Consider the following 26718-nt stretch of genomic DNA (forward strand, 5'->3'; position numbering starts at 1 on the left):
TTACTTGAAATACTTTAATTTTTACATATAAAAATGATATATTTATGATAAAATTTCATTTGGAAGCGCTTACTTTTCGTTTTTGACAATAAAAAAAGGGGTGTTTACATGAAGAAGAAAAGCTTTATTATTGGTTTAGTCATGTTACTTTGTATTAGTTTGATTCCCGTAATCCCTCCCGTAAAACATGCCGAAGCAGCAGAAAGCAAAAACTTTATGATTTACTACCGAGCTTGGCGAGATAAAGAGATGAAAGGCGTCAACACTAGCCTACCGGATGAAAACTGGCTATCTATGAGCGACATTCCGTACGGGATTAATATTGTGAATGTGTTCAGTTATGTGCCTCCCGGTCAAGAAGAACTGGCCGAACCTTTTTTTAAAAAATTAAAAGAAGAGTATGAGCCGGAGCTTCATGCGCGAGGCGTCAAATTGATTCGCGGTTTCGACTATACAAAATTACTCGAAATCCCTTATGCTGGCGCTTTTCCAACTGAAAAAGAATTTGATGACTACGCAAAAGCCTTACTAGACGAACTTATGTTACCTTGGGGACTTGATGGTCTTGACATTGATATGGAAACTTCTCCAACCGATGCTGAAGTCCGCATTTCAGATGGCGTCATTAATGCGCTTTCGAAATATATTGGTCCAAAGGCAAACAACGGAACCCTCTTCCTCTATGATACAAATGGTCAAAATACGAAACCTTTCCAAAATGTAAGCGATAGTTTTGATTTACTTGCCTATCAACAATACGGTAGCAATGCAGAACGTACAGCATTCGCTTCGGATGCTTACTCTCCTTTCATTTCAAAAAATAAATTTTTACCTGGCCTGACTTTCCCCGAAGAACAAGATCCTGTTAATCGTTGGTATGACGCAACGCTTCCATATGAACAGTCTAACATTTATCAAGTTGCGAAATATTCTCGAGAAAATAATTTAGCTGGTATGTTCCTCTATGCTTTTGATAGGGACGGTAAAACCTATGACGAGCCAGACATCAACAGTATTTCCCCATCCAATCTTTTATGGACTAAAACGGCGATTTTAGAGGTAAACGGTTACTCTCTAGATAGCGCAAAAAGTTTCGCTCTTCATCACTTGAATCGGATTAAATACGCGAAAAGCTTAAGCTCTGAAGAGATTCAGGCCATCGAAAAAAATATTCAAAACGCGAAAAACTTATATGATGTTAACGTGGCTATTCTAGGCGCAACCTATGCTGAAGCTGTAAATCCAACATATGATCCAATCTTGGAAAAAGAACTTATGGCCATCGATTTAACGGCGGCAACAGCTGCTTTAGACAAAGCAGAGGTACTTTTACAAAATAATGATTTACCCGCTCTAAAAGCGGCACGTGATAAACTTGCTACGTTGCTAGGCGATAAAAAGTACACTGTTTCCGAAGTTAATTCGCTTACGGCAAGTTTGCAAAATGAACTTCAAAATGTGGCGAAGCCAGTAGCGGCAAAATATCAAGATGAAAGTGGCAATAAAATTGCAGATGATGTTGTACTTACGGGCGAACTAGGCGCGAGTTTTGCTTTTTCAAAAAAAGAAATTCCGGGCTATACGTTTGTGAAAACAGAAGGAGCGGCTAATGGAACTTTTTCAGCTCAAGCACAGGAAGTCATTTATGTGTATTCAAAGGCGGATTCGGCTGTGTTAGTCAACGTGGACCAGGCAAAACCTGAGAACACTTCAAGCACTACGAAGACAACGAAACTGCCACAAACAGGCGACAGCTCAGTGAGCATTTGGGTTGCGTTCGCTGCCATCATCGCAGGTTTACTTTTACTAAAAAAGAAAAAAGTGACAAAATAACGAAAAGGACCGCTAACAATTGCTAGCGGTCCTTTTCGCATTTTTCTTCCCAAATTTCAAATAACACGTCACATTCTTCTTGAATATCTTCACGTGTCATTTCAGGTTTCACATCTACGCGTTCGAGCACTTCAAACGTGATATTTTCCACACCTGATTTTCGTGCCTCGTCAGCCATATAACGCGGTAACATGCTTCCCTCTCCTAGCTTTAAACCAAATTCAAGCTTGGAAGCTGCGCCTTTTAGATTCATCGTTTTTCCAATTAAAAATACGCCTGTTTCTTTGTTTAAAAAACGGTAAACACCAGCGTCAGGCGGCGTTTCTTTATACGCACGGATTTTTGCTTTCCGGTCCTCGCGATTTTGTCCCATCTTTTAACCTCCTAGTAACCTGATTCTTTCAGCAGCTTGCTTAAAATTCGCAGACGCTCACTTAAAAGTTCGTCATTATCGTGTAAAACTTGCTGAAATAAATCTATGTCTTCATCAATGTATGGATTTTCTTCGCAAACTTGAACCGTCATCGCATCGCCTTGTAAACCTATGCGATCTAATTCAGGTTTTTCTTTATCATAAAAATGCTCAAATTGGTAAGCATCATTAAAATGAACTTTTGTACGCGCAATTAAAATGGCCAAATCAAGCACGCGGTGTAGTGGCATTTCTTCCGATTGGCGTGACCATTTGCCGCCTGTGTGGCGCCAGATTTTAGCGGAAATATCTACTTTCCCGCGGTCGTTCCACTGTGCTAGGCCAAGCGAAAGTCCTTTCGCATCTGAATGATAGGCTAATTTTCCATCGACATCTTCATAATTTGGTACAACAAATACCGGCTTATGTTTTAAATTTACAGGAATCATTTTCATTCTCCTTTTACTAATTTACTAAATTAGTATATTACTAAATAAGTAAAAAGTAAAGCATTGGCAAATTTCGTCATTAAAGTCTCACCACTCGTCTGATTTGGCGTATTAAAAAAAGCCTATATCAAATAGACTTTTCATTAGAACGGGGCTATAAAACGGAGCGTGTGCGCGCCATCTGGTAAATCCACTTTTATTTGGTGGTTTTTGGTCATTTGGACGGGGCCGTGGTTCGTTTTATAGCTGGCTGCGGTAGGAAGACAATAATCGTCTAGCCCCGTCATGATGCCATCTTGGACTTCACCGGACACGTACCACGGGTGGCCTAACCATTTTTCAGCTTCCCGAAATTCTGCACGCCGAATCATAGCACGGATATCCGTCGAACTCACTTTATTTTTTCCATACTTTTTCACAGAAACAGCAGTCACACGAATATTAAAAGGCTTACAAAGCTCCGTTAAAAGATCCACATCGGAGGCGCGACCTTTCCCGAAGTTGAATTCTTCACCGACAATAATATGGGATAAATGAAGCGTGGTCAAATGTTCAGACACAAAAACTTCAGGTGTTGTTTCTGCATATTTTGGTGTAAAATCCGTTTCAAATAGCACGTCTACACCGTAATGCGCAAGCCAACGCTCCTTTTCTGTCCGTGGCGTAATCGCTTCCCGGTATTCGGGCAATTTTTTTAAAGCCCAGAGCGGGTGCGGGCTAAAACTTATAACGGAAAGCTGTTCGCCTGCCTGCTTGACTTGATGTGCTGCTTCCAAAATTTTCTGATGCCCGAGATGAATTCCGTCAAATTTCCCAATGGACAAAACTGCTTTTCGCTTATCGGGCACTGGCCCCATTTTTACATGATAAATCTCCATAAACTTCACTCCCACTCTTACTGTATACGCCGCGCTCAAAAAGCACAAATTATACGCTTACAATCACTTTTTTAAGCTCTGTCAGACGTTTTTCATCAAGAGAAAAACCACGTTTCACACAAATTTCCTGCGCTAGTTCTGAAAATAAATCAAACACTTCTTCCAAGTCATTTTTTTGGAATAAAAGCTGAATTTTGTTTAGCCACACTGATGGTAGCCAGTCGGCCATGCGCCGACCAAGGAAATGCGGCTTCTTACCATACAAATAGGCGATCTCCTCTAAGAGTGGCAGAAAATAATTTTCGCGAATGCCAGCTTTAAGTTGCCCAACAAACCAGAAATCCCCTCGCTTTGAAAACTTCGCCACATAATGCATCTCCAAGTAAAATTCATCAACCAGCGCCTGAAATCCCTTCTCATCAAGCCGCTCTTGTTCATCTTGCTGTAAAAACGAAATAAGTTTTCCGCCTAATTCTTTTTTATCAAGCAAAACTAAATATTTCTTGTAATACGGAAACGGGGATTCAAGTAGGCGGAGCGGCCAAAATGAAAAATCAACTTTTACGCCATTATCAAAAATAACAATGAGTGAGCGCATACCTTCTTGAGCAGGAAAATCAAGCGGCACAGTTACGAGCGGACGTCCTATTTTTTCAAGCCAAGTGAGATTTTTTGAAAAATCATGCTTTCCTTCAAACCAAACATTTATATCTAAATCTGACCATTCATCAATGTACTCTTTTTTTGCGAAAGAACCTTCCTGAACAAGCATTTTGACGCTTTCTTCCGTTTGGAAATACGTGACTATTTTTTGTAAGGTTTCTTCTCGTTTTATCATTTCGCACCTCTTTTTTATTGTTTTTCGATAAATTTATGTTGCTTTTTCTAAAACTATCCGTTATAATAAAAACATAGAAGTTCTACTTCTAATTTATCACATAAAACTTATATTTCGAAAGGATGGAAAGAAAATGAATACAGTATTTAAATATAGTGGTCCTGCTTTTATTGTTTTAGGTTTTATTTCTTTTGTTGTATCAATGATTGCTGGTGTTACAGTTGGCGCTGACGGGATTGTTCATGAACCCGGCTTAGCATATGTGGCTACGGGACTATTTAGTATCTACCTAGGAATTTTCCTTATTATTGTTTATTGGATTGTAAAACTTGTGAAAAAACGTTCGAATAAAAATGCCAATTAATATGCCATTCAAAAATCATCCCACCAAGCACCATCTCGTTAACTTGAGGTAGTGTTTGGTGGGGTGATTTCATGTATTGACTAATTATCCTTCCGATATTCTCTAATCACAACGATTCCTGCCGAACTGACGAGCAGCAAACCTAGAATCAACCACCACTCGGTATTACTTGAATCCCCAGTTTCAGGAAGTTTTGAGAAGTCTAAATGGTTAGAATTGCCGCCGTTCGTATGATTCGTTGGCGTTACATTTGGATTTTCATTTGCTTGGTTTATTGCTGTTAATTCAATACGTTTCGGCTTACCTGCAGCTTCAGCAACAATCTCAAATTGTATTTTTGATGCATTTAATTTATATCCATTTGGCGCCTTTGTTTCTACAAAGTAGTAACTTCCCGGCGAAAGGTTTGAAACCTGAATTCTCCCACTTCTATTTGCCACCAAATTGCTTTGCACAAGAGTTCCGTCCGCTTTATATAAATTAAAGACGGCACCTGGCAATGAATCACCTGAATCGCTCTTTTTCAGAAGCTCGACACTGCCTCGATAATTCACTAACGCATCTAACTGCATCACGCCCGGATCACCAGAAAATTCATCTGGAATCGTAAACATGACCGGAGTCGTATTCTTGATGTACCCACGAGGTGCACGAATTTCAATCAAACTGTACTCACCAGGTGCAAGATTATCCACTGAAATATGCCCATTACGATCAGAAACAACCCGTTTCACCAGATTTTGCTCAGAATCTCTAACTTCGAAAATAGCTCCGGGTAAAATTTGTCCAGACTCACTTTGCTTCACAGCTTCAATGCTGCCTGTATAATTTGTAAACGGCCCTAGTGTAATGTCTGGTATTTGACCTTCTGCCGTTTCAGAAACTGTAAACAAGATGGGGTCCGTATTTAATATATAGCCGGGCGGCGCAAAAGTTTCAGTCAACCGATAATCTCCCGGTAAAAGCCCATCAATTTCAAGTTGACCATTTAAATCTGTTTTCAATTCCTCGTCCGTTTGAATCGCATTCCATGAACCCGCAATATTTTGCTCCAATTTAAATGTTGCACCCACTAAAGGCTCACCTGAGGCGTTCTCCTTTTGAAGAATAACTTTATTTGGATTGTTGACAATTTCAATTGGCGCGGTACCTGACGTTGTTTCCGCATCAATGGTTACAACTTTTCCATTTGCAAGTTCATCGCTAATTGTATAGCCAACAGGTGCTTCAATTTCTTGTAGAATGTAGTCGCCATATGGAAGGTTACCGAAAGCTAACTCGCCATTCGCATCTACTGTTCCTTCTCTAAGGATAATCATTTTATCTTTAGTCCAAAGCCTGAATTTCGCTCCTGTCAGTTGCTCTCCCTCACCGTTAACTTTTTGGAAACGAATGCCACCTGTCTCGCCAACAGCAGTCCCCGAGCCATTTATTACCACAACATCAACCGTATCATCTGCACCGTCGTTAATCGTCACATCATTATTCCCGTTCACCGTGACGTCATTTGTCAGTTTTTGTTCTGGCGCATTGCTTATGAATACAAATGAGCGATATTCAATAATGTACGGTGATTTAATTTGGTGTAGAAACTCAATCTTCAATTCCTGCTCCCCAGTTGCTGAGTCCGTTGTTAAAGAAACCGAGTAATCCGTTCCTTCTACTAGAGGTAAGTACGGATTTTTAACAATCGTACCATCAGGTTTCACAATCGTTCGGTACACAACAATCGAATTCTTGTCTATCGCTTGGTTCTTCGACGGATGGTCTGTCACCACAACATCATTTAACGTCGAACCACTCGGATTCACAGTAATGGACCAATGCGCGAAACCATTTTCGTCCTGATAACCAGTTTTATTTACAAAATCTCCACCATTTTGGATAGAAACCTCAGCAGTTAAGTGATGCGGCGCGGCATCGCCATTTGTGAATGTAGCGTCATTATCATAAGTGGGCTCAATTACTTCACCATTTAATGATGTTTTAAATTCGACAATGTACGCTGCAGATTCCTCATTTGGAAATCGAACCGTAAGCGTTTGATTATTAACTTCAGAAGGTTCAATAATGGTGAAATCACCGTAGTTATCGACTTCATCTCCTTTTTCAACACTGCCATCTGGATTTACCGTATAATGATAAATTTTAACGGAGTCTGGCACAAATTGCTGATTTCCTAAAATTGGGTCCACGAGTACAGCATCTTTTAGTTCTTTCGAGTCATAATTAATGCCGATTGACCAAGTAATTCGAGAAGTCGTCGCATTGTAGCTCCCGTTTTTAAATCCATCATATTTCGCAGAATCATTCGGGTCAAACGTCGCTCCGTCACTGCTCGAATGCGTATCATCAGATTCATCTGTCCAAGAAGTAGTGGCATTGTTAGGGAAAATCCGATTTGGGTCATCCACCCCGTCGACACTCGTATTAAATGTTGTTTTGTAGGTGATACGGAAGTCATGATCAGTTCCAGCCGCATACGTATTTAAAAACTGGACAGTAAATTGAAGATTGGGTTCGTCATATACTAAGGAATAATCCTGATTTTCAACAAGTGTGGCACCTGTTACCATATCTGTCATGACGAATGTTTCAGGTAGCAAAGTCAAACCCGGACTGAGGTCATCAGTCATTTGCCAATTTTTCATCATATAATGATTTTTATTAATGTCGATTTGCCACGAAACCTCTTTTGCATCATAATCGACTGTCCCAAGCGTCTTAATGACGTTTTGTTGCACAATACCACCAGACGAGTTACTTGTATCTCCTGTATCCGTATTAATTGAATTATTAATCGTTACATTGTCATCAATAATCCCCGTTAATTGTGTCTGATACTTCATTTTTACTGCATAATCAATATCATGTAAAAAGACAATATCAAAGCCATTGCTTGTATTTTCGATTCTATAGTCGACGCCTTCGATTAGTTGCCTACCCTGAACTTCCGATCCGTCTGGATTAAATGTGATTACATAAAGTTCTACAGAACCATCTACAAGTTTCATGCGACTATCTCCAAACTCATCGTGAAGTGTCGCATCTTCTTGCGCAATTGTCTTTTCACCGTAATTATATTTGACAGTCCATTCTGATGTTTGCGTATCTGGGTTATAGTTGCTCGCTTGTTTAGTCAAAAGAACACCGTATGAGCTCGCAACAGACGCTTTAGCTGGGAGTTCTGTCCCATCTGCATCTAGAATAGCCGTATTTTCAAATGTCTTATTCCCACCATTTTCAGGTTTCGCATCCTCATCAATTTTTGTTGTATATTCTAAGCGGTAAGCATCACTAATTGGCGTTGTAAACGTTACGTTACCCGCAGCATCTACTGTATATCCCGAAGTCACAAGCTCTGCACTCCCCGGATATATTTCCCCGTATAAATCTACTTCTACTTTATAGACTTTTACAGATTGATACGTTGTGCCCGGTGGAAAATTCTCATTCACAACAGCTTGATCAATCGTATCAAGCGCTTTATTAATATCCACTTGCCAATAAATATAATCTGGATTTAGTTCTTTATCAAAGTGACCACTTTTTTCAATGGTACTGTCTACAGCTGGTTTAACATTGATATCAACAGGTGGAATGTTATCTTCAAAAGGTATCTTAATCGTGATTTCTCCCGGACCATCAATATCTGCTGGGTTCAGCTGTGTGTCGAATTCCAAAGTCCCATGGACGTTGGAATTTTCATGAACTGCATCTGTAAAAACAAACTTTATCGTATTATCCGTACTCACTTCGACATCGGCATACGGATCAAGCGGTATAGTTTGATTTTGCGATACTTTTACTGTATCAGGTAATTGAAACGTATAATAATCCCCTGCATTAATTTCTGCCCCAACATCATTCGGTATCGCCCACGTGAATTTAAAATGAACATAATCGTTCACGGTTGGTTCAGCAATAGGATTTCCATCTGCATCAAAATAGGTTAATTCCATTCCTGTCAGTATGGTTGAATCTGCCTCTGAATAGCCTAAACTCGCAAAAATGTCTTTTACATCTTGTGGTTCATCTGCAGCAACTGCTCTTTGCTCAGGCTTTTCCCCCGAAGTGCTCGTTTGTCCATTTTCTGGCAACGTTTTAGAGTCGTCCGTTACGCTCGGCGTTTCCAGTTCACTTTCAATTTCGTTTGATTTAGCAGGTTCTTGATAAAGGGTGACTTCCTTGCTTAAATGATTCAAACTTGAAGAAAAATCGATGCGGTCTTTGTCAGCCGTAGTGCCATTTCCAAGGTAAGTTGCTGCAACATCAAATGTAATATCTGCTTCAAATTCAGCCGGTATATCAAAAAGCAATTGATTATCTTTAATTTCATAAGTTCCAACAGCTTGATTATTTGAATCTAAAATCGTTCCTTTATTTACTTCTTGTAACGAAAATTTTTCAGAAACGGAAATTGTTTCCCCTTTTAATTGTGTATCACTATTTTTAGCATGTGCTGTTACTTTAAATGTAAAATAATTATTTTGATCTGTAGCTCCTGCTGTCTGATTTAAGCTAACTAAATTGACACCCTCTTCTTTTGAATCAGCATTTACGATATACGGCAAAAACATTTGCGTGATAAGTAAAAAACTGAACAACAAATAGAATGCTTTTTTCAAACGAATCCCCCCCTGAATACGCTTCTTAAACATAAAATCTATTTGGATATTCCCCCGACTTTAAATAGTCAAACAAAAATCCGCTCATAACGAACGGATTTTAAAAAACTAACCTTTACTTGTCTTTCTTTCTAACTTTAGGTACTAGAAAACCAACAAGCCAGCCTAAAATTGCAGAAATAGCGATGACCATGAAAATTGGAATCGTCATTTTGCCGAATAATAAGTTGATTGTTACACTTTCTCTGTTTAGAATCATAAATAAAACTACAAGTGCAATGATAATACATATAACAATTAGCCTTATCGATATTTTTTTGGAATCGTCTTCCATGATGCTGCCCCCTTTTTTAATTTATTCTCCCCTTCTTTTCCCGTTTCTCTATGCAAGAAACGTTCTTTTTTTCAAATTAGCTTTTTTAAGGTGTTGTGTGCACGTAAATTTTAGGTTGGAAGTCTTCACCAGTTTGTGAATGCGTTCGCTGTCTGGATTTGCGATTGTTTAGTAGTAACCGCAAGCCATTTAAAATGACTAAAATCGTACTTCCTTCATGCCCGATGACGCCAAAAGGCAAGTTGATCGACTGGAATACGTTTAAAATGACAAGCGAAATAATAACTGCAATTGAAAAGAAAATATTTTGTTTCACGATGCGGGAAAGCCGCACGGAAAGCTTTCTGGCATAAGCCAGTTTTTCTAAATCATTTTTCATTAAAACAATATCTGCGGCTTCCATCGCAATATCGGTGCCCTCTCCCATCGCAACACCGACTGTCGCATGCGCAAGTGCGGGCGCGTCATTGATGCCATCGCCGACCATACAAACGCTGCCGTAAGTAGCTTTTAAATCGTTCATCACAGCCACTTTATTTTCCGGCAAACAACCTGCAATAACATAATCAATGCCAATTTCTCTTCCAATAGCAAGGCCGGTTTCCTCATTATCTCCTGTCACCATCACCGTTTGTATGCCATCGCTTTTTAGTGCTGAAATCGCCCGGACGGCTTCTCTGCGGGCCTCGTCTCGTAATGCGAGCACCGCAACCACTAAATTGTCTTTTGCCACATAAACGATTGTTTTCCCTTCTTTGGCTAAATTTTCGGCGTATTCATCTACATACTTGGCCGTGTTTTCTGCGCCTATAAAACGGGCTTTGCCGACTTTCCAGTTGTGACCTGCGTAAGCAGCCTGAACACCAAATCCGGGGACGTCTTCGGTTACTAAACCTTGCAAGTAGGTGGCGCCGCGGCGTCCTAGTGCATCTGAAATCGCTCTTGCTAGCGGGTGGGTGGAATTTTTCTCGAGCGTATAGACGACATTTAGTAGCTCATCTTGGTCTTCCGTTTCTAAAATAAAATCGGTAAGGCTGGGTGTGCCACGCGTTAAGGTGCCTGTCTTGTCAAAAGCCACTGCACGAACGCGCTTTAAATGCTCAAGGTGAACGCCCCCTTTAAACAAAATCCCATGTCTTGCCCCGTTTGAAATTGCGGCGAGTGTCGCGGGTGTGACGGAGGCGACGAGTGCGCACGGCGAGGCGACGGTTAGGAGAACCATGGCGCGATAAAAGGTTTCATTCCACGTCCAACCGAGTGCGAAATGCGGCAAGAACAACATGATGCCGACTAAAACGAGCACGGCTTTGACATATTTGTCCTCGAAGCGCTCGATGAAAGCCGCTGTTTCAGAGGGCTGATTTTCAGCGTCTTGCACCATTTGAATGATTTGGCTAAACAGCGTTTCCCCTTCCGTTTTGCTGACAGAAACCGTAACGGCGCCAGTCAAATTGACGGTCCCGCCAAATACGTCAGCGCCATTTGATTTTTCTTTCGGCATCGATTCGCCGTTTATCGCGGATTCGTCCACGGTCGTTTCACCGCCACAAATCACGCCATCAATTGGAACGCGCTCACCCGGGCGAACTAAAATGAGATTGCCAATAGCTAGGTCACCGACGGGCACTTCTGTTAACTCTCCTTTTTCCCCTTGCAAAAAAGCGGTTTTAGGCTTTAAAGCCATCAATTTTGTGAGCTCGCGCTTGCTTTTGTTTGTCGTGTAAGTTTCAAGCGCCCCGCTTAGTGAGAAAATGAAAATCAAGACGGCCCCTTCCAGCCAGTATCCGATAATGGATGCACCTGTTGCGGCAAGGACCATCAGTAGTTCAACGTTCAACTTATGCGTTTTGATGGTATCCAAAATACCCGATTTCGCTTGCTCGAAACCACCGATAATGAAGGCCGTTATAAAAATAATCGCAATGCCCATTTCCGAAATTTTGCCTTCCAGTTGCCAGCCGATTAGTATGAGTATCCCACTCACAGCGGTTGCAATAAAAGCAACATTTTCTCTTATTTTTTGCATGTTCTCCCCATCCTTTCTATTTGAGAATCATTTTCGTTCCCCTAAAAAACACGAAAATCTGCTCCCACTAGCGTGAGAAACAGATTTACATTAAATTTATATTATTTTTTCACCTTTATTATACTAAATTTAGCAAGGTAATTCAATGGAACTGGCAATAAATTCACGAATTTAGCGAAAACTTTTCCATCGCTGTTGCCTGTTGTTCATAAATGGATTTATTTGTCATATCCGCTAACTTTTGAAGCGCAAGCACGGTTTCCTGTTTGAGCTCTTCAGAAATTTCGCCAGTGATTTTAATCGAGGAAAAACCAGTTGCGATGATGACTTGGTAGGATTGATAGATTTCTGTTTTATACGTTTGCTTTATTTCCTCCGAAAGGTTTTCACTTGCAGGAAAAAAGTGCATTTCCCAGTTCTCTTCGATTAACTCTTTCGGGTAAGCATCTAAATCTTCCAGCTCATCCGCTTCAATTAGTTCTTCTAAAAAAGCGAGCGTATCAGCACCTGTATCGTTTCCAAAGGGGGCCTCCTCTTGACTAATGTCGTAATAAATATCGGCTAGGAAAGCTTGTCGAAAATAAGGGTGCGAGGTTTCGCGCGTGACACCTGTTTCGGCATCATCAAAATACCAAGCAACAAGTTCCGTGATGTCTTTCCACCCCTCGATGTTTGGCGGAATTCCATTTGCATAGGCTTGAAAAAGATTGGTAAGTTCTTCAACATCCACCATTTTTCTTTGTAACTGTTTGAACGACTCATCACCGTTCTCAAAACGGATTTCAACCGTATAACTATCTTTTTCCTTCATCGCTTGAATATAGGAGCTCCCCGCTAAACTAGGCGTGGATTCTAGCACCAGCACTCGGCAATAGCCGCTTTCTAAGTCAGCCATCGCCGCATAAATTTTTGCTTCGTTCACTCGCGAATAAAATGTATGTTCATTCCATAATTCAAATTTCATACCATTCCCCTTTAAAAAAAGGCATAGAAAAAATCTTCTACGCCTTTCCAGTTTTCTTTACGGCAACACATTTCCAGCTGCACGGTAAATTTCATACCATTCTTCACGCGTCAACTCAATGTCAGCGCCTTTGCGAATTCCTGCAATACGTTCCGGGTTCATCGTTCCAAGCACCGTTTGAATTTTAGCCGGATGGCGTAATATCCAAGCCACCGCAATTGCTGAGTTCGAAACTTGATATTTCTCCGCCAATTGATTGACTGCTTGATTTAATTCCGGAAATTTCGGGTTATCCAAAAACACACCTTCAAAAAAGCCGTATTGGAACGGCGACCAGGCCTGAATTGTCATATCATTTAAACGGCTGTAATCCAAAATCCCGCTATCGCGCACAACTCCAGCATCAACCGTCATATTCACATTTAGCCCTGCATCAATCATGCCTGTGTGCATAATGCTAAACTGCAGCTGATTCACAAGCAAATCCTGCTCCACAGATTTCTTCAAAAGCTCAATTTGAAGCGGATTCTGATTACTCACACCAAAATGACGCACTTTCCCACTCTTTTCAAGTTCAAAGAAAGCTTCCGCTACTTCTTCTGGTTGAACAAGCGTATCCGGACGATGTAGTAACAGGACATCCAAATACTCCGTACGCAACCGTTTTAAAATCCCCTCAACTGAGTTTATAATATGTTCCTTCGAAAAATCAAAGAAGCCATTTCGAATCCCACATTTCGATTGCAAAATAAGTTTTTCGCGCGGTACAGAAGCCTTTTGAATCGCTTCTGCAAAAATTTCTTCCGATTTCCCACCGCCATAAATATCCGCGTGATCAAAAAAATTCAAACCATTTTCAAGAGAAGTCTGAATCACTTTCTCTGCTTTTTCAACCGATAAATCAGCCATACGCATACAGCCAATTGCAATGCTAGGCGCAGCAAGTTTGCCACCAAGTTTTAACTGTTCCACTATTTCCACCTCTTTAATTAAGATACTTTCATTTTACCATTTCATGAAAACGATATCATCTTTTAATTAAAAAACTCGCCAAATCCCCTATTTTAAACAAGTGGCTGTTGCTTTTTAAGCTGTTTTATTATACAATAACTTTTGTCGTGGAGAAATACCCAAGTCCGGCTGAAGGGGACAGACTCGAAATCTGTTAGGCGGGTCTAACTCGCGCCGGGGTTCGAATCCCCGTTTCTCCGTTCGCACAAAAAGCCTTGATTTTTCAAGGCTTTTTGTTTTAAATAAAATAAGCAGAATCCTACTCAATTTTATAAAATACACATATATGGGAGAGAAAATCAACTTGGACAAAATTATAAATATCGTTATAAAATTTTATCGTAAACGACGTTATTCCATGGTGTTAACACTAATACTCACTATCTTATATCTTATCATCACTTTTGTTTCAAAAGCATTATTATCTCGAAGTTTTTTTTTAGTTTTCATAGAAATAACTAACTGGACATATTTAGTTCTAGTCACGCTATTGATGCTTGGATTAATGCTTGCCCCAACCTATAAAAATTCCTATGAATATTTAAAAAAAGGCATGAATAGAAGAATTGGATTTGAAATTCAAGCCTTCGAAATTGACAGTAACAATTCATATAAAAAAAGAATACATATCGTAAACTCAAAAAAATCAAAAGTAGTATTTTAAATTTATCTCCTGAAGAAAGACACTTGCTCTTAAGTTATTTTGAAGCAAAAAACAAAGCACCCATCCCTGTTTTCATACCTATTTTAGCTTCATTTCTTCTAGGACTTATTGGAAGTTTTATAACAGCGTACTTTAAATCTCCTTTAGAGATGTTAGGAACACTCTATATTACTTTTTTACTGTTTTCGTGACCAGCAATAAATTGGCTATTAACCAATCAACAGAGAAAACTTACCGAACAATATATCATTAGTTTAATCAAAAATGCGCCTAATAATTGGTAATAGAAAAAACTTAGCAGGCACTAAAATGCCTGCTAAGTTTTTAATTCCGAATCATATAATCAAACGCGCCCAGCGCAGCAGTTGCACCTGATCCCATCGAAATGATAATTTGTTTATAAGCACTATCCGTACAATCCCCAGCAGCAAACACGCCTGGCACATTTGTCGCGCCGTGTTTATCTACTATAATTTCGCCCATTTTCGTGCGCTCCACAGTGCCTTCTAGCCATTCTGTGTTTGGTGCCAGACCTATTAAAATGAAGACACCTTCCACATCAATATGCGTTTCTTCATTTGTTTCGCGGTCCACGTATGTTACGCCATTTACTTTGCTGTCACCCGTAATTTCTTTCGTTTGAACGTTTTTCAGCACCGTTACATTTGGTAAAGAGTATAGGCGTTTTTGTAACACTTGGTCTGCTTTTAATTCTGGCATAAATTCGAGCACCGTCACATGTTTGACGATTCCTGCGAGATCAATCGCGGCTTCAATTCCAGAATTACCGCCGCCCACAACGACGACTTTTTTTCCTTCAAAAAGAGGGCCATCGCAGTGCGGACAATACGCAACACCTTTGTTTTTAAACTCTTGTTCGCCAGGAACGCCGATATTACGCCATCTAGCACCCGTTGAAATAATTGCGGTTTTACTCGTCAATACGGCGCCATTTTCAAGCGTTACTTCCACTTGTTCATTTTTCGAAAGGCTTGCTACGCGAACGGATTTCATCACGTCAACATCATACTCGTTCACATGCTCCTCCACTAGCGCCATCAGCTTCGGACCTTCCGTATATTTCGTTCCAATCACATTTTCGATGCCTAAAGTCTCTAAAACTTGGCCACCAAAAGTTTCAGCTACGATACCCGTTCGAATACCTTTTCTAGCCGCGTAAATCGCCGCGCTAGCGCCAGCCGGCCCGCCACCAATGACGAGGACATCAAACGGTTCTTTTGTTTCAAACTCCGACGCGTCAGCTGCACCAGCAATTTTAGTTACGATTTGTTCGATTGTCATGCGGCCATTTCCAAATGGCTCACCGTTCGCAAAAACTGTCGGAACAGCCATAATGTTTTTCGCTTCGACTTCCGCTTTAAACATACCACCTTCAACCATCGTATGGCTAATATTTGGGTTTAAAATGCTCATGATGTTGAGTGCCTGAACGACGTCCGGGCAGTTGTGACATGTTAGGCTAACGTAAGATTCGAAGTGGAACGTTCCACTAATTTTTTTGATTTGCCGAATGATTTTCTCGTCCACTTTCGGTGCCCGGCCGCTCACTTGTAATATCGCTAAAACGAATGAAGTGAATTCGTGCCCGAGTGGAATGCCTGCAAAAACAATGCCCATATCTTCATTAACGCGTTCGACGCTAAAGCTAGGCGTTTTCGCAAGGCTCGCTTTTTCCATGTGAATTTTAGGCGACATCTCGGCAATTTCTGTTACAAATTCTGCCAGCTTCTCGGAGTTTTCATCTGCTGCGACACTTAACTTTAAGACAATATCTTGCTCAAGTAATTCCAGATAACCCGCTAGCTGCTCTTTGATTTCTTTTTCTAAAGGCATCTTTAGATTTTCCCTACAAGGTCAAGGCTCGGTTTAAGCGTTTCAGCGCCTTCTTTCCATTTCGCTGGGCAAACTTCGCCTGGATTATTCCGCACGTACTGACCTGCGCGAATTTTATCGATTAAAGTACTAGCGTCGCGACCAATACCATCTGCGTTAATTTCTACAGCTTGAACAACTCCGTCTGGATCAATAATAAATGTTCCGCGATTTGCTAAGCCTTCTTCTTCGTCCAGCACATCGAAAATATTTGAAATAGTGTGTGACGGATCGCCAATCATTATGTACTCGATTTTACCGATGGCATCTGAAGAATCGTGCCATGCTTTATGTGTAAAGTGCGTATCTGTAGAAACAGAATAAACTTCTACATCTAAATCTTGAAGCGTTTTATATTGGTCTTGCAAATCCTCAAGCTCTGTCGGGCAAACAAATGTGAAATCTGCTGGATAAAAGCAAACTACACTCCATTTTCCTTTAAAGTTTTCAGATGATACATCAATAAATTCACCTTGGTGGAATGCTTTCGCCGTAAATTCCTCTATTTCTTTTCCAATTAATGACATGTAAATTCCTCCTAAAAGCTTTAATTCGTGATTGCTCACTTTTAAATTATCATCTGATTTTAGGAAGATGTCAACAGTAAATTATAATATTTATAAACTAAAAATAAATACAAACTGAACATTCGAAGCTCAACATCAGCATGAAAACCTGATACAAAGCCATGTTCAGTTTGTGAAATCTAAAGCTAAATTTGTGATATTTTTTTCATTTTATCAATTAGCTCTCTATTTTTCTCTATCCACTCTTGCGTTAGGATGTTTATCTTCTATTAAATTTAACAAGACGCCCTGCTCTAAATAGGCTTTAAGTCCACTTAATACGAGCGTGTAGCCTTCCGTTGCATCAATAATCTCACTCAGTTCATCAAATTCACCATTTTGGATTTTAACGATAGTTTCAGTTTCTGAATACGCCTCAAACTTCCAAATCGTTTCTTTTGCATTCGCATGGCGGACGTGAATACGCTCATTTGGGATAATTTCTAAAACTAAAATTTCATCCGAGACACCATACATTTCCCAGTCCCACGTTACTTTTTGACCAACAACTAACTTACCGGAACTTTTGGTAAACCAAAACTTGGTTGTCACGTCTGGTTCAATAAAAGCTTCAAAAACGACCGCTACAGGTTTCTTAATTAGTAAACTCACATTCGTTTGCATAAGCTTCTCCCCCTTTTCTTCTATTGTAGTAAAAACTGTTTGTCCTCACAACTTTAATTCGCGTTCTGCTAGATTTTTATAGAAATCGGCTTCATGCGATACTAAAAGTAAGCTTCCTTTGTACGTTTGGAGTGCCTTCCTAAGCGCTGCTTTCGCAAGTGCATCCAAATGATTGGTCGGCTCATCTAAAATCAAAAAGTTCGTTTCAAGAAGAAGGAGCTCTGTTAGTTTTAGCTTGGACTGTTCGCCGCCGCTCAGTGTAGCAATTGGGCGTTCCACAAACTCGGCACGGATGCCGCTACGCGCTAAAATTTGCCGAACTTCTTTTGTCCCCTTTTCAGGAAACTTGTTTTTAATGTAGGCGAGGGGCGTCATTTCTGGTGCTTGGAAAACGAGGTCTTGCTCAAAGTAACCAATACGCACGTTTTTAGCAAAAACAGCTTTTCCAGAAAGGGCTTGAATTTTGCCAAGGATCGTTTTCAAAAGCGTGGACTTCCCTATGCCGTTGAACCCTGTAATCACAAGCTTTTCGCCGGCATGCACGTAGAAATCAAGCTCGGGCAAAAGCGCTTTTTGATAGCCAACTAAAAGTTTTGATACGACTAGGCTTTCGCCACTAACTACGCCCGTTTTTTCTTTAAAAATAAAGCGAGGTTTTTCGTGGAACGTCGGAGGGGCAATCCGTTCCAGCCGATTCAATTGTTTTTGCCTCCCCCGCGCCATTTTTGAATGAACACCCGCCTTGTTTTTCCGAATATACGCTTCCGTTTCCGAAATTTTCCTTTGCTGTTTCGTATATTCACGCGTATAGGCTTCCTGTAAATGCGCTTTTTGTCCTAAAAATGCTTGATAGTTTCCCGTATACTTTTTAATTGTCCCAAATTCAACATCTAAAATATGCGTCGTCACTGCCTCTAAGAACGCCTGGTCATGCGATACCACAATAAATGCACCTTCCGCAGATTGCAATACGCCTGAAAGCCACTTAATATGGAATTCATCTAAAAAGTTCGTCGGTTCATCTAAAATCAGAACATCTGGCGCTTCGAGTAGTAGCTTCGCCAAAATCACCTTGGCGCGTTGACCGCCGCTTAAACTTTTCACTTGCTGCCCTAAAAACGCATCAATCCCTAGCCCCCGCGTCACTTCCGCAATTTTTCGGTCAATCCCGTAAAAATCCATTTGGAGTAGTGTTTCTTGGATTTTCGCTGCCATTTCAATTGCTTCTGCATCACCAGTCGCGTACAGCTCATTCATTTTTTCTTCTTTATGAAAGAAATCCGCAAAGGCAAGCTTCAAATAAGCTTCGATGTCGTGATCGCCGTCCACTTCCGCATATTGGTCTAAATGCCCAATTTGTAAGCCTTGTTGCCACTTGATGACACCATTATCTGGCAAAAGCTGTCCAAGTAGAATTTGTAAAAGCGTGCTTTTGCCTGCGCCGTTTTGACCTACGACACCAACATGTTCTCCTTTGTAAATACTAAATTCCGCTTCTTTATATAGTAAGCGATCTGGAAAACTTTGCGTTAAATTTCTTACTTCTAAAATACTCATTTCAATCTCCTCTTTCGAACAAAATAAAAAACAGGAAGCGTTCCGTTCGCCTCCTGTTTCCTATCAAAACAAAAGGCCAAAGACAAGCGCACTTGTCTTTGGCCTTTTAAATAAATTTCAGTCACTGTCGGTAAAAATGCAACACAAATAAACTACCTCAATTTGCGGCTTTTACCGACAAGGAATTTCGAATTTATTAGCCTCTACACAATGCCTTGTCGCATTCAGTTGTGCAGAGGAAATCTTTTCTACTAACGGTACAATTAATCTCAATTTCAACACTTCCTGTTCATTAGCAGAATAAACCATATTTTAATTTCTGTCAAATGCGTTTTAAACAAACCGAAAAAAGGTATAAGAACGTTAATTAGAAAGAAAGGGGAATTTTTATGTGGCTCTATGAAAAATCTGTAGCTGAACGTATTGTTTCTGCCCCTATTGACAGAGTTTGGGAACTATTAGCCAATCGTAGTAATGTATCTTGGCGGACAGATATTATACGTGTAGAAACTGAACCTTCCTCAAATAAAATAACTGAATTTTATCCGAACGGGCAAAAACTGGAATTCCATATCATTGATGAACAACCTACTAAATATCGCGTTTATAAAATTAAACATCGCTTTTTTAGCGGCTACATTTGGGAGGAATATAAGACGGCGAAGGACAACCAAACGCGCGTCATTATTACGGAGAAAATTCGAATGAACAACGACCTACTAGGCGTTATCTCCCGGCTTGCTTTAAACTTAGAACAAGGGCAGGTCAAGTACTTGCATGACATTGAAATGGTTTTAACGCGTTAAAAGTCGCCTGACCTTTCCAACTCGTGTATACTAAAAATAGTTAAACGTTTTTTGGGGGGCTTTATGATGCACATACGACAAATGGGACTGTCTGATGCAGAGGACTTACTTGCGCTCGAACTGCGCAACCGGGAATTTTTCCAAAACTACACAGGGCTAAGAAATGAAGAATTTTATACGCTTGCTGGACAAAAAAGACGCATCATGCAAGCCATGTCAGACCGCGAAAAAGATCAAGCTTATTCGTATCTAATTGAAGATGATCAAACTATCATCGGTCTTATCGCGCTCACTGGTGTACTGCGCCATAGTTTGCAAAGCGCTTGGATTGGTTACTTTTTAGATAAAGAAATGAATGGCCGTGGTTATATGACTGAAGCGGTCAAACAAGTTGTTGAAATCGCCTTTTCTGAGCTAAAATTGCACCGTCTTGAGGCTGGTGTCATGCCGCACAATATTCGGAGCATGCGTGTTTTAGAAAAAGCTGGCTTTGAAAAAGAAGGTATTGCACGGAAAAATGTTAAAATTAACGGAAAATGGGAAGATCATATGACGCTTTCCATTCTTAATCCGGAAGATATTTAAACGAGGCAAATGACAAACGGCCATATTCGCCGTTTGTCATTTGCCTTTCTTTTTCGCCTCGTAATAGCCTAGTTTAAAGAAATCATACCATTCCAAAATTTCCTCTTTCGGGAAGGCTTCCATCGCAAGCATAACTTCCTTCGCAAACTCAAAAATGGCGGAACCATTCGCTGTAACGATTAAGCCATCTCGAACGGCTTGCTTTTCTTCAAAGTGTTTTTCGCCTTTATAAACGGGCACTTCCCGCAACTCCTCTAAATAATTCGCTGTATGTTGCACTTCATTTAGAACGCCATGCGAGCCAATGAAATAAGCCGCATCACAAATCGCACCTAAGACGGCGTTGCGCTTAATTGCATAGTGCACGAGTTCCATAACATCTTCGCTTTCTTTTTTGCGCCATGAATTTCCGCCAATCAAAATGAGTGCCACAAAATCTGTTGGGACTTCATTTAGCGCGTAGTCGGGTAGCACCGTAATTCCGCCAATGGACTTAATGGGTTCTTTTGAAAGGGACACGGTTTCTACTAAATAACGCTTTTCCTCACCATTTTCTGGCGTTTCATTGATAGCCGCTGCAAGGGAGGCAATTTCCCAATCGGCAAATTCGTCGAGCAACACAAATAGTACTTTTTCCAAGACTACCACTCCTTTTTCTAAAAAAACAGCCTGATTCCTGCTTTTAAGAAATCAAGCTGTTTTTAGTAATGTTCCACCGTGGCGTTTTTTTAAACGATATCAAAGTTTTCAATAATTTTATTTTCTTCTGCGGCTTTAAAAATCGCTTCGATTAAAATCAATACGCGGTAAACTTCTGCATTTTTAATAATTGGTTCTGCCTGGTTTAAAATGACGTCCGCAAAATTGTTATACAGGCTCGTCTCCATTTCAAGTGGTGCCGGTAGCGAAACGGTTTCCGTCGCCTCTTCGGAAGGTGGCGCCATCGTTTTGGTTAGGCCTTGCCCTGCTTGAATCGGCGTCGGCTCGGAATTATGCAGATTTTCCGTTGCAATTACCATCTCCCCGCTCATATCCCAGTCGCGAATGACCGCCGTTCCGTTCGTGCCGAGGACATACCAGCGTGGTAGCTTAATAAAGTTCGTCGTCCCCACTTCAATATGCGCCGTCACACCATTTTCAAACGAAATTAAACTCGTAAAACCATCGTCCACTTCATCTCCTAAAATAAAGCTTAGGTTCGCAGACACACTCTTGATGCGCGAATCAACCATAAATAGCAGCTGATCGAGCAAATGAACGCCCCAGTCAAGTACCATGCCACCACCTTGCGCTTTCAAATGACGCCAGTCACCCGGAATACCATTTGCCCCTTGCACGCGCGATTCAATTCGAAATACATCGCCAATTGCTTTCTCCTGAAGCATGCGTTTTATAATCAAGAAATCCTGATCCCAGCGCCGATTTTGATGCACCATAAACGTCCGCCCAGTCTTCTTTGCCACCGCTAAAATTTCTTTTAGCTCCTCGCTATTTAGCGTAACCGGCTTTTCACATAAAACGTGCTTGCCAGACTCTAACGCGCGAATGACTAGCTTTTTATGCACATCATTTGGTGTCGCAATTAAAACCGCATGAACCGACTCGTCAGCCAAAACTTCCTGATAGCTCCGATAAACGCGCAAGCCTTTTTCACGAATTTTTTCGTGCACATTTTCATCAATATCATAAGCCCCAACAGGAACAACATGGTCGCTCATTTTAGCAAGCTCCACATGGTACGTCCCCATGCCACCGAAACCAACAATAACTAAATTCACCTTTTCCATTATGCCCACCACATATCTTGCGGCGTATCACGAATCAAAATCGAACGCAAATTCGTTACCGCGCGCTTGAAACCTTCGTCAATCGACATGAGCGGATCTTCATGCTCAATACTCACAACATAATCATATCCGTACGTACGAAGCGCACTCATCATATCAGACCATTCTGCGAGGCTATGACCACACCCCACTGAACGGAATGTCCACGCACGCGTTTTTACTTCCCCATAAGGTTGCATATCTGTAAGGCCATACATATTAATATTATCTTGGTCTAAATAGGTGTCTTTCGCATGGAAATGATGAATCGCACCGGCTTCGCCTAAAATTTTAATTGCGCCAACCGGATCAATCCCCTGCCACCAAAGATGACTTGGGTCAAGATTGACCCCAATTGCATCGCTCGTTTCTTCCCGTAATTTTAAAATTGTGTAAGGTGTGTGGCAAAGGAAGCCGCCGTGTAGCTCGATACCAATTTTGATGCCATGCTCCTCCGCCAATTTGCCAATTTCTTTCCAATACGGGATGAGTTTCGTTTCCCACTGCCACGTTTTCATGTCGCTATAAACCGTCGGCCAAGGAATGACAGGCCAGTTTGGCGCCTTCGCTTCGTCTGAATCCCCCGCAGTCCCCGAAAACGTATTGACAACCGGAACGCCTAAAAGTGCCGCCAACCTAATTGTTTTCCGCAAAATCAGATCCGCCGCCTCGCGTTCCTCTTTAACAGGCGAAATCGGATTATCATGACAGCTTAGCGCACTAATTTGAATCCCGCGCTCTTGAAATTTCGCAAGATACGCCTCGCGCGCAGCAGCACTTTCCAAAAGCTCATCAGTTGGGCAGTGATGATTCCCAGGATTTCCTCCCGTTCCAATTTCCACCGCGTCAAGCCCGCTTTCTTTCGCCTTATCTAGCATTTCCTCTAAACTTAAATCCGCAAATAGCGGCGTAAAAACTCCTAATTTCATCGCTCATTACTCCTTTCCAATTGTATAAAATGGTTGCTGATTCCCATACTCTGGATACGTCTTGCGATTTTCCGAACACCATTTAACCCCGTTTACAATCACCTTTTGCACCCATTCATGGTGATAAGTTGGGTAGGATTCGTGGCCTGGTTGGAAGTAAAAAATTCGCCCGTTGCCGCGTTTATACGTAATTCCGCTCCGGAATACATTTCCGCCTTCAAACCAACTTAAGAACACCGTTTCATCAGGCGCTGGAATATCAAAATGCTCGCCGTACATTTCTTCTTTTTCAAGCTCAAACGATTCTGGAATGCCTTCTGCAATCGGGTGACTCGGATCGACCACAAAAAGCCGCTCGCGCTCGTCCGCCTCACGCCACTTCAAATCGCAACTTGTGCCCATAAGACGCATAAAAATTTTCGACATGTGCCCCGAGTGAAGCACAACAAGTCCCATACCACGGAGAACATGCTTTTGTACACGCGAAACAATTTCTTCCGATACCTCGCCATGCGCCATATGCCCCCACCAAATCAAACAATCGGTTTTGTTTAAAACGTCTTCCGTAAGACCGTGTTCAGGCTCATCAAGCGTGGCCGTCTGCGTATCGAAGCCCGCCGCCTTTAGAAATGACGCTATCTGACCATGAATCCCATCCGGATAAATGCTTTTCACGACCTCGCTTTCTTTCTCATGGCGAAACTCATTCCAAACTGTGACTTGTGTCATTTTGCTACCATCCCTTCTAGGCTACGAAAGCCCGTTTCAATGCTCTCAAGCGGCTCGAATTTCTGAAACGCTTCCTGTTCCACAATAAGCCATTCCGTGCCATTTTTACGTGCCGCATCAACAAAACTTTGGATATTTAAATCGCCATTTCCGATTTCAGTGCTTTCGTCGCCTAAACGGTCTTTCAAATGCACAAGCGACATTCTGGTTTTGTATTTTTCCATGTAATCGGGCGCCGACACACCCGCAAATTCCGCCCAATACGTGTCCAGTTCGAGCGAAATATGTGGCGCTTTTTCGAGCAAAAAGTCTAAAATATATTGGCCGTCAATCATTCGAAATTCATGTGCATGGTTGTGATAGCTAAACGTCATGCCCGCCTGTGTCGCGACTTGCGCAATTTGTTCAAACTGTTCAGCCAGTTCCGCCCACGCTTCAGCCGATTTAAAATCCGCATATGGACAAACGATATGTTTATTACCAAGCGTTTTTTCGTAGTCAATCACTTCACGAATGTTGCCAAGCAAGCGTTCAAGCGGAATGTGCGAACCTGCTACCGTAAGATTAAGTTCCGCGAGCTTCGCCTTCAAATCCGCCGCACTCACGCCGTAATAACCCGCAAATTCAACGCCGTCGTAGCCCATTTCCGCAATTTTTTCAAGTGTTCCAAAAAAATCGCGTTCTGCATCTTCCTTCACACTCCACATTTGCAGTCCGATTTTTTGTTTCATCAAAACCCCCTACTTTCTAATTAAAAAATACCGGTTTTCCAGTTTTTGCCGATTCATAAATGCCTTCTAGAATTTGTGTCACAACTAGTGCCTGCTCTGGCCTAACGACTGGATCGCGACCCTCCCGAAGTGCCTCAATCCAAGCTTGTGCTTCAAGAACAGCTGGATCCTCACCCGTTCCATCATAGAAATCCACGCCACCAGTTTCAAGGTCAATTTTTTTCTCATATGTTAAACCGTGCGCCTCACCATTAATTCGTAGGCCATCTTCCATATCCGCACCGCCTAGTGTCCCTGAAAGCACCGTTTTCGCTTCCCCAACGTCTAGCGTATTCAGCGCCCAGCTCGCTTCAAGCACAATTGTTGCGCCGTTCTCCATCGTAATAAAACCAAACGCCGAATCTTCCACAGTAAATTTAGCTGGATCCCAAGAACCCCAAGCATTGGCCGCATTTTCCGTCCCTGAAAGTTTATGGTAGCTATTTCCAACTACATATTTCGGCTTATAGTTATCCATCATCCATAATGTTAAATCAAGCGCATGTGTGCCAATATCAATCAGCGGGCCGCCGCCTTGAGCTTCCTCGTCTAAAAATACGCCCCATGTCGGTACAGCACGTCTACGAATTGCTTTCGCCTTCGCATAATAAATATCGCCCAGTTCCCCGTCCGCGCAAACCGTATGTAAATAACGAGAATCTTTGCGGAAACGATTTTGATACCCAATGGTTAATTTCTTCCCTGTTTCCTTTGCCGCATCAATCATCGCCTGAGCTTCCTTAGCCGTTTTCGCCATCGGTTTTTCACACATCACATGTTTATCCGCATGTAACGCCGCAATTGTAATTTCGGCATGCGAAATATTCGGCGTACAAACATGAATCACATCAATACTTTTATCCGTTAACAGTTCTTTGAAGTTCGTGTATACGCTTGCATTTTCTGTCCCAAAATCACGTTTTGCCGCCTCTGCACGTTCTCGAATAATATCGCAAAAAGCGACCATTTCCACACCTTCAACTTGCGCCAAACTAGGCATATGTTTTCCGTTTGCAATACCACCACAACCGATAATTCCAATCTTCATAAAAAATCCCCCATTCGTTTTGTATAGCCTTATCATACAAAACAAATGAGAGAAATTCTTCCTACTTTATTGTCCGATTCTTCTCGTATATTGTCTTCCTGAATTTAAGTGGCGCAATTCCCATCGCTCGCTTAAAAGCATGGTGGAACGTTTTGACACTACTAAAGCCCGTCATTTCCGCAACTTCCGTAATTGGATAGGCTTCATTTATTAAAATCCATTTTGCTTTATTTAAACGATAATCATTTAAAAAGGTAACAAAAGTCATACCCGTGTTGCGTTTAAAAAACTTTGTGAAGTAATACGTGCTAAAGCCAGTCAAATCAGCCATTTCCTGTAAAGCAATTGGCTCTTTGTAGCGCTGTTCAATATAAGAAAAAATTTCATCAAGCATCTCTAACGTTTCCTGCGATTTCAAAACGGCCTCGCCTTGAAACAAGTTATCTGGAATAGCTTCATTTTTTGGCACTTCGCGGTATAGCAAAACGAGCATCTCCAACATTTTGGCCTTTGTCGCATATTCAAATCCGTCTTTCTGCTTTTGCTCTTCTTCGTGAATCGCCAAAATCAGTTCGCGCATCTTCGAACGAATCGGATCGTCCCAGTGCCTGCTTGAGCTTACGCATGTTTGAAACAAACGCCGTAAATCGGCTTGCTCATCTGACTTCTTATCTTGTTGGAAAAACGCCAAATCAAATTGAATCACGATTCGCTCGCTGTTCGGGGAACCAAGAAAATAATGTACATCGCCGCCATTAATGATTTGAATTTCTCCCGCATTCATCTGAATCGGCACATCGTTCACACCTAAATTCAAACTGCCACGAAGCACATAAATGATTTCGATTTCTTTATGCCAATGAGGATACACAAGCACTTCGCCATCATTTGTAAATGTACGAAACGGAAAATTTTTGTCCAAATTCGGGATTTCAAGATAATTGCCCATCGTATATGCTCCTTTTTCCTTAGGCTTCTCATCCA

General features: G+C 41.3%; 24 protein-coding genes and 1 tRNA gene. 5 read left to right on the forward strand and 20 right to left on the reverse strand.

Annotation, left to right across the window (positions count from 1 at the left end):
• Positions 1 to 108: 108 nt before the first annotated feature.
• Positions 109 to 1833, forward strand: a complete 1725-nt coding sequence (locus CFS04_RS03730) for a MucBP domain-containing protein (protein ID WP_088809272.1) — start codon at positions 109 to 111, stop codon at positions 1831 to 1833.
• A gap of 22 nt (positions 1834 to 1855) precedes the next feature.
• Here CFS04_RS03730 and CFS04_RS03735 read toward each other — a convergent pair whose 3' ends face one another.
• From CFS04_RS03735 to CFS04_RS03750, 4 genes are all read right to left on the reverse strand, one after another.
• Positions 1856 to 2206, reverse strand: coding sequence for a GIY-YIG nuclease family protein (locus CFS04_RS03735; RefSeq protein ID WP_088809273.1), 351 nt, complete (start codon positions 2204 to 2206; stop codon positions 1856 to 1858).
• Between the two features lie 11 nt (positions 2207 to 2217).
• A complete protein-coding gene (locus tag CFS04_RS03740) occupies positions 2218 to 2694 on the reverse strand; it encodes a DUF6530 family protein (RefSeq protein WP_369821459.1) in 477 nt (158 codons plus the stop codon).
• A 143-nt stretch (positions 2695 to 2837) separates the two neighbouring features.
• Positions 2838 to 3572: an FAD synthetase family protein gene (locus CFS04_RS03745; RefSeq protein WP_088809275.1), complete on the reverse strand. Its 735-nt coding sequence runs from the start codon at positions 3570 to 3572 to the stop codon at positions 2838 to 2840.
• Positions 3573 to 3621: 49 nt separating this feature from the next.
• Positions 3622 to 4410 (reverse strand): aminoglycoside 6-adenylyltransferase, encoded by a 789-nt coding sequence (locus tag CFS04_RS03750; protein ID WP_088809276.1) that lies wholly within the window; start codon positions 4408 to 4410, stop codon positions 3622 to 3624.
• Positions 4411 to 4543: 133 nt separating this feature from the next.
• Here CFS04_RS03750 and CFS04_RS03755 point away from each other — a divergent pair, with 133 nt between their 5' ends.
• Positions 4544 to 4774, forward strand: coding sequence for a DUF3955 domain-containing protein (locus tag CFS04_RS03755; protein ID WP_088809277.1), 231 nt, complete (start codon positions 4544 to 4546; stop codon positions 4772 to 4774).
• Positions 4775 to 4854: 80 nt separating this feature from the next.
• On the opposite strand, the gene CFS04_RS03760 is transcribed toward CFS04_RS03755, so the two are convergent.
• The 5 genes from CFS04_RS03760 to CFS04_RS03780 form a co-directional block, all read right to left on the reverse strand.
• Positions 4855 to 9402 carry an LPXTG cell wall anchor domain-containing protein gene (locus CFS04_RS03760; protein ID WP_159457879.1) on the reverse strand — a complete coding sequence of 1516 codons (4548 nt, stop codon included), beginning with the start codon at positions 9400 to 9402 and terminating at the stop codon, positions 4855 to 4857.
• 115 nt (positions 9403 to 9517) lie between these two features.
• Positions 9518 to 9736: a lipopolysaccharide assembly protein LapA domain-containing protein gene (locus CFS04_RS03765; RefSeq protein WP_088809279.1), complete on the reverse strand. Its 219-nt coding sequence runs from the start codon at positions 9734 to 9736 to the stop codon at positions 9518 to 9520.
• An 85-nt stretch (positions 9737 to 9821) separates the two neighbouring features.
• Positions 9822 to 11762, reverse strand: coding sequence for a heavy metal translocating P-type ATPase (locus CFS04_RS03770; protein WP_088809280.1), 1941 nt, complete (start codon positions 11760 to 11762; stop codon positions 9822 to 9824).
• A 163-nt stretch (positions 11763 to 11925) separates the two neighbouring features.
• Positions 11926 to 12726, reverse strand: coding sequence for a hypothetical protein (locus CFS04_RS03775; protein WP_088809281.1), 801 nt, complete (start codon positions 12724 to 12726; stop codon positions 11926 to 11928).
• A 57-nt stretch (positions 12727 to 12783) separates the two neighbouring features.
• The gene (locus CFS04_RS03780) at positions 12784 to 13698 is read right to left on the reverse strand and encodes an aldo/keto reductase family oxidoreductase (RefSeq protein WP_088809282.1); all 915 of its coding nucleotides are present in this window, start codon (positions 13696 to 13698) and stop codon (positions 12784 to 12786) included.
• Between the two features lie 148 nt (positions 13699 to 13846).
• Here CFS04_RS03780 and CFS04_RS03785 point away from each other — a divergent pair.
• Positions 13847 to 13937 (forward strand) — tRNA-Ser (locus tag CFS04_RS03785).
• 788 nt (positions 13938 to 14725) lie between these two features.
• Here CFS04_RS03785 and ahpF read toward each other — a convergent pair.
• The 4 genes from ahpF to CFS04_RS03810 all read right to left on the reverse strand — a co-directional run bounded on the left by ahpF (position 14726) and on the right by CFS04_RS03810 (position 19041).
• Positions 14726 to 16255, reverse strand: a complete 1530-nt coding sequence (ahpF, locus tag CFS04_RS03795; protein WP_088809284.1) for an alkyl hydroperoxide reductase subunit F — start codon at positions 16253 to 16255, stop codon at positions 14726 to 14728.
• Positions 16256 to 16257: 2 nt separating this feature from the next.
• Complete coding sequence (gene ahpC, locus CFS04_RS03800; RefSeq protein ID WP_088809285.1) at positions 16258 to 16821, reverse strand: alkyl hydroperoxide reductase subunit C; 564 nt, start codon at positions 16819 to 16821, stop codon at positions 16258 to 16260.
• Between the two features lie 225 nt (positions 16822 to 17046).
• Positions 17047 to 17484 carry an SRPBCC domain-containing protein gene (locus tag CFS04_RS03805; RefSeq protein ID WP_088809286.1) on the reverse strand — a complete coding sequence of 146 codons (438 nt, stop codon included), beginning with the start codon at positions 17482 to 17484 and terminating at the stop codon, positions 17047 to 17049.
• Between the two features lie 45 nt (positions 17485 to 17529).
• Positions 17530 to 19041 (reverse strand): ABC-F family ATP-binding cassette domain-containing protein, encoded by a 1512-nt coding sequence (locus CFS04_RS03810; protein ID WP_088809287.1) that lies wholly within the window; start codon positions 19039 to 19041, stop codon positions 17530 to 17532.
• A gap of 389 nt (positions 19042 to 19430) precedes the next feature.
• Here CFS04_RS03810 and CFS04_RS03815 point away from each other — a divergent pair, with 389 nt between their 5' ends.
• Entirely contained in the window at positions 19431 to 19847 is a 417-nt protein-coding gene (locus CFS04_RS03815) for a hypothetical protein (protein ID WP_088809288.1), read from the forward strand.
• A gap of 63 nt (positions 19848 to 19910) precedes the next feature.
• Complete coding sequence (locus CFS04_RS03820) at positions 19911 to 20432, forward strand: GNAT family N-acetyltransferase (protein WP_088809289.1); 522 nt, start codon at positions 19911 to 19913, stop codon at positions 20430 to 20432.
• Between the two features lie 36 nt (positions 20433 to 20468).
• Here CFS04_RS03820 and CFS04_RS03825 read toward each other — a convergent pair whose 3' ends face one another.
• The 7 genes from CFS04_RS03825 to CFS04_RS03855 form a co-directional block, all read right to left on the reverse strand.
• Positions 20469 to 21071 (reverse strand): DJ-1/PfpI family protein, encoded by a 603-nt coding sequence (locus tag CFS04_RS03825; protein WP_088809290.1) that lies wholly within the window; start codon positions 21069 to 21071, stop codon positions 20469 to 20471.
• Positions 21072 to 21160: 89 nt separating this feature from the next.
• Positions 21161 to 22219, reverse strand: coding sequence for a Gfo/Idh/MocA family protein (locus tag CFS04_RS03830; RefSeq protein WP_088809291.1), 1059 nt, complete (start codon positions 22217 to 22219; stop codon positions 21161 to 21163).
• On the reverse strand, positions 22219 to 23187 hold the full coding sequence (locus CFS04_RS03835) for a sugar phosphate isomerase/epimerase (RefSeq protein ID WP_088809292.1): 969 nt from the start codon (positions 23185 to 23187) through the stop codon (positions 22219 to 22221). The genes CFS04_RS03830 and CFS04_RS03835 overlap by 1 nt, the downstream gene beginning before the upstream one ends.
• Positions 23188 to 23193: 6 nt before the next feature.
• Positions 23194 to 23916, reverse strand: a complete 723-nt coding sequence (locus tag CFS04_RS03840) for a ThuA domain-containing protein (protein ID WP_088809293.1) — start codon at positions 23914 to 23916, stop codon at positions 23194 to 23196.
• Positions 23913 to 24647, reverse strand: a complete 735-nt coding sequence (locus CFS04_RS03845; protein ID WP_179946375.1) for a sugar phosphate isomerase/epimerase — start codon at positions 24645 to 24647, stop codon at positions 23913 to 23915. Before CFS04_RS03845 ends, CFS04_RS03840 begins: the two co-directional genes overlap by 4 nt.
• 16 nt (positions 24648 to 24663) lie before the next feature.
• On the reverse strand, positions 24664 to 25734 hold the full coding sequence (locus CFS04_RS03850; RefSeq protein WP_088809295.1) for a Gfo/Idh/MocA family protein: 1071 nt from the start codon (positions 25732 to 25734) through the stop codon (positions 24664 to 24666).
• 61 nt (positions 25735 to 25795) lie between these two features.
• A complete protein-coding gene (locus tag CFS04_RS03855) occupies positions 25796 to 26683 on the reverse strand; it encodes an AraC family transcriptional regulator (RefSeq protein WP_088809296.1) in 888 nt (295 codons plus the stop codon).
• Positions 26684 to 26718: the final 35 nt, after the last annotated feature.

Origin of the sequence: Listeria sp. ILCC796, assembly GCF_900186175.1 — a bacterium.
Classification (GTDB): domain Bacteria; phylum Bacillota; class Bacilli; order Lactobacillales; family Listeriaceae; genus Listeria; species Listeria goaensis.